Here is a 4178-nt window from a genome sequence, read left to right as displayed (position 1 = left end):
CATCTGGTCGGCAGCGTCTCGGGTATCATCGGCCCGGTCGTGACGGGTTTCATTGTTCAAAACACCGGACGCTTTGACAGTGCCTTTATTCTCGCTGGCGGCGTCGCCGCGCTGGGCGCTATTTTGGTGTTCTTCGTGATTAAACCGCCAAAACACCTGCCCGACTCCACGCTGTCTCACAGCTGATGGTCTGAATGTGGATGTCGCTCCCCGTCAACGGGGAGCGCAGCCAATATTCAGTCAGGTTGCAGGATGGCGATTTTATTCGTCCACCCACACCCGCATTTCTCCCTCTCCGCGATTCGCCCAGGTAAAGTACGGTACAAAGGTCAGGGTTTGCGGCACAGTGTCTTCCACAGGCGGATTATAGTGATAAAGCGGCTGCTGACTGGCCTGAACGGATGCCCGGCGCCCGCCCTGAGCCTGCAATAATGTTTTACCGGCGAACAGTCCGCTGCCGGAAATCAGACGGAACGTTGCATCATGCGGCAGGCGGATGTTATGCAGCTCACTGCCGTTGTCAGCCTGCTCAAGGCAATACACCAGCGGCCCCCGCTGCACTGCCACTTTGCCTGCAACGTGCCGCAACAGCGCGTTGCCTTTCACACGTATCACCGGCATCGGCAGTATCATTTCAAGCCGATCGCCTTTCTGCCATGTCCGGGTCAGACGCAGATATCCATGTTGCGTCAGGCTGGCCAGCGCCAGCGGATTACCATTGAGCGAAACCTGCGGGCTGTCACACCAGTCGGGTAAACGCAATGCCAGTGTCGCCTCCAGCGGCTGATCGGTATCGACGTCAATCAGCACGCATTCTGTCCACGGGTAGCCGCCGGACTGTTTCAGCCGCAACGCTTTTCCGCCAATTGTCGCTTCGACATCGCTGCCGATATACAGATTGATATCCACACCGTCCGGGCGCTGGGTATAGATATAGTGGCCGAGCGATGTCAGCAGACGCGCAATATTCGGCGGACAGCAGGCGCAGCCGAACCAGCGCTGACGCACCGGTTTTACATGGTCATAAATGTGGTTGAACGGAATGCTTTTCGGATGCACTTCCAGAGGATTGACATAGAAGAAATGTTTGCCATCAAGCGCCATCCCGGCCAGCACAGTGTTGTAGAGCGCCCGCTCCATCACGTCGGCATAACGGCTGTCAGGATCCATCTGCAACATACGGTTGGCGAACATCATCAGGCCAATCGATGCGCAGGTTTCGGTATAAGCCGTGTCATTGGGTAAATCATAATCGGAAGAAAAAGCTTCACCGCTGCTTTGCGATCCGACAGAACCGGTAATGTACATCTGCCGCCGGGTCATGTTTTCCCACACTCGCTGGCACACTTCGCGTTTTTCCTGATCCTGACTCAGCCGCGCCAGATGGGCCACACCGGCATACAGATACACAAAACGTACCGCATGGCCGACAGCCGTTGTCTGCAAGGCCACCGGCACATGCGCCTGGCTGTAGGCCTTGTCTTTCACCATCCACGCCGGTCCGTAGGTATTCCAGTGCGATGTTTTTCCACGTTTTTCATATTCGATATCGTAGAAATGCGGCTGTGTACCCCGTTGCTCAACAAAATAACGGGTCAGGTCAAGATAACGCTTTTCGGCGGTTTGTTCATACAGACGCATCAGTGCCAGCTCAATTTCCGGATGTCCCGGGTAGCCATGCAACTGCTTCTCACCCGGCCCGAAGACATGTGCAATATGATCAGCCAGCTTGCAGACAATCTCCAGCAAACGGGTTTTGCCTGTGGCCTGCACATAAGCCACACCGGCTTCAATCAGATGTCCGGCGCAGTAAAGTTCGTGACATTCAGCCAGATTAGTCCAGCGTTGTTGCGGCTCTTTGACGGTGAAGTAAGTATTCAGATAGCCGTCAGGTTGCTGCACCGCGCCGATCAGCTCAATCAGCTGATCGGCCGTTTCCTCCAGCGCGGGATCCGGCGTTTTCGTCAGTAAATACGCCACCGCTTCCAGCCACTTAGCAACATCACTGTCCTGAAAAACCATACCGTAGAATTCACCATCACTTTGCCCGGCGGCAATACGGAAATTTTCAATCGCGTGGCTTGGTTCGGCGTCGGCGACATCATCATTGAGCGCTTTCCACTGGTACGGCACCACCACCTCTTTCACCAGACGCTGATATTCCAGCCAGAACGCATCGGAAACATTCACCTTTTGCAAAGGCACTTCTAAAGAATCAACCGGAGAAAACGGCATACAACCTCCTGAAAAAGTTAAATTAAATTTTTGCGGCTAAATCGTGCGACATCCGCGACAGCAATTTGTTATCGAGTTTGCAAAACATCAGCGTTCCCGCCAGCAGCAGATGCATCGCCGCCGGTAACAGGGTTTCCAGCAACGTGATCCCGCCGAGTGATGCCGCAGTCTGGTGCTCTGCGCCAGCCTGATAAGAGACCAGAATGAAGACCAGGCTGATGATCCCGGCACTGGATGCCCAGGCCAGTTTGATAAAGAAGAGGTTGAAGGCAAAGTTCATGCCGGAGGAACGGATACCGTTTTTCCAGTGCCCGTAATCATCGGCGAACGCCATGATGGAAAAATGCAGCGGCAACGTGAACCCGAGGATCACGCAGTGTACAAAGATGATACCGAGCCACAATATCTGGTGATGTTCACCGGCAGGAACAAACCACAGCATCAGGGAAAACACCGCCAGTACCAGATTTGTCAGCATATACAGCCGCACGCTGTCGATGAATTTGGTCAGCTGATTGACGATGACCGCGCCGAAAATGGAAGCCAGTGTCACCATACCGAAGAACAGCGAAGCGTAGCCTGCCCCGCCTTTCAGCACATACGTGATGAAATACATGTAGCCGCCGCCGCGCAGATTGAACACATTGATCAGCAGGAAAGACATCAGTAAAACCAGCAACAACTGATCGTTTTTCAGCAATCCGCGGATGTGTTCTTTAACGCTGAACTGCCCGAGCAACGCAAGGGGCAGGCGTTCGCGCACGGTGAAGAAACACCACAGAAACATCACTACCGCCACCGCACACAGCAACCCCACGCCCTGCTGATATCCCAGTGCCGCATTGCCTTTACCCAACACCTGTACCAGCCACGGCAGCCCGACGGATACCATAAAGCCCGCTACACCGCACAGGACAAAGCGCCACGACTGACAAGACATCACTTCGCGATGATCGGTGGTCATGGTGTTAATCAGTGCGCAATACGGCACGTTGATTGCCGTATACGACACGGAAAGCAGGAAGTACGTGAAGAAGGCGTAGGCAATTTTGGCATCTCCACTCAGGCCGGGCACCGTAAAGGTGAGAAACCCGATCACGCCAACAGGTAACGCAATCCATAACTGCCAGGGACGAAAACGTCCCCAGCGACTTTGCGTACGGTCAGCCAGTATGCCCATCAGCGGATCGGAAATCGCATCAATCACCCGCAGGGAAATAAACAGCGTACCGACGATAGCAGGCGTCAGCCCGAAAACATCGGTATAAAAAAATGTCAGAAAACTGGTGATCAGACAGGTCATTATCGTGCCACCGGCATCACCTAATCCGTAACCGATTTTTTCACTGACCGAAAGTCTGGCATGGGCAGAAGTTATTCTGCTCTCTCCGTTTACCGTTGCAGAACCGGTATTAACTGAATCTGTTGGCATTATTTTTCCTCGCTTTTATATCGTTATTAATAAGCTGTAGGAACACAATAAATAAGGCTAATTATGGGTGTCAGCCCTGGATTTAAATAAGGTACGCCATAAATCTGGCATAATGGCCTCATGCCAACAAGAGGAGGATAAAGTAGTTAAACGGGACAATTCCGACTCACGATCAGAATCTGTGAAGCAGATCAAAACCTCTTTAAACCTGGCTGGAGATGCATGTTCTCTATGCTACTGTCAGGTATATCCAGCCTGATGAGTGCCTTAAAATGACTGAAATGCTTACGTTTCCCGTCAATATCCCGGTGAAAGTACAAAACGGCGGTTTGTTCATTTCCCGCGGAATAGGCACACATCCGACCCGGAAACTCAGTTCGCATGAATTAATTTATGTTGTCCGGGGCTCATTGTCTTTACAGGAAGAAAATAGCCGTTTTGATTTACACGAAGGAGAAAGTCTATTGTTATTTCCCGGCAGGGAACATAAAGGCGTCACCACCTTTGATGC

4 protein-coding genes are annotated in these 4178 nt (G+C 52.5%); 2 read left to right on the top strand and 2 right to left on the bottom strand.

Annotated elements, in window-relative coordinates; genetic code table 11:
- Positions 1 to 186 (top strand): MFS transporter (locus tag J1785_RS02900; protein ID WP_217218768.1); only part of this gene is annotated, 186 nt, incomplete at its 5' end.
- 75 nt (positions 187 to 261) lie between these two features.
- On the opposite strand, the gene J1785_RS02895 is transcribed toward J1785_RS02900, so the two are convergent.
- Positions 262 to 2235, bottom strand: coding sequence for a glycoside hydrolase family 127 protein (locus tag J1785_RS02895; protein ID WP_217158056.1), 1974 nt, complete (start codon positions 2233 to 2235; stop codon positions 262 to 264).
- A gap of 22 nt (positions 2236 to 2257) precedes the next feature.
- Positions 2258 to 3667: an MFS transporter gene (locus tag J1785_RS02890; RefSeq protein ID WP_129952167.1), complete on the bottom strand. Its 1410-nt coding sequence runs from the start codon at positions 3665 to 3667 to the stop codon at positions 2258 to 2260.
- 272 nt (positions 3668 to 3939) lie between these two features.
- On the opposite strand from J1785_RS02890, the gene J1785_RS02885 reads away from it, so the two are divergent.
- Positions 3940 to 4178, top strand: a 239-nt coding sequence (locus J1785_RS02885) for a cupin domain-containing protein (protein WP_217218767.1), incomplete at its 3' end; no start/stop codon positions are given.

Source organism: Rahnella perminowiae, assembly GCF_019049755.1.
In the GTDB taxonomy this organism is placed as follows: Bacteria; Pseudomonadota; Gammaproteobacteria; order Enterobacterales; family Enterobacteriaceae; genus Rahnella; species Rahnella perminowiae.
This window is presented reverse-complemented; position numbering and strand designations above follow the sequence as displayed.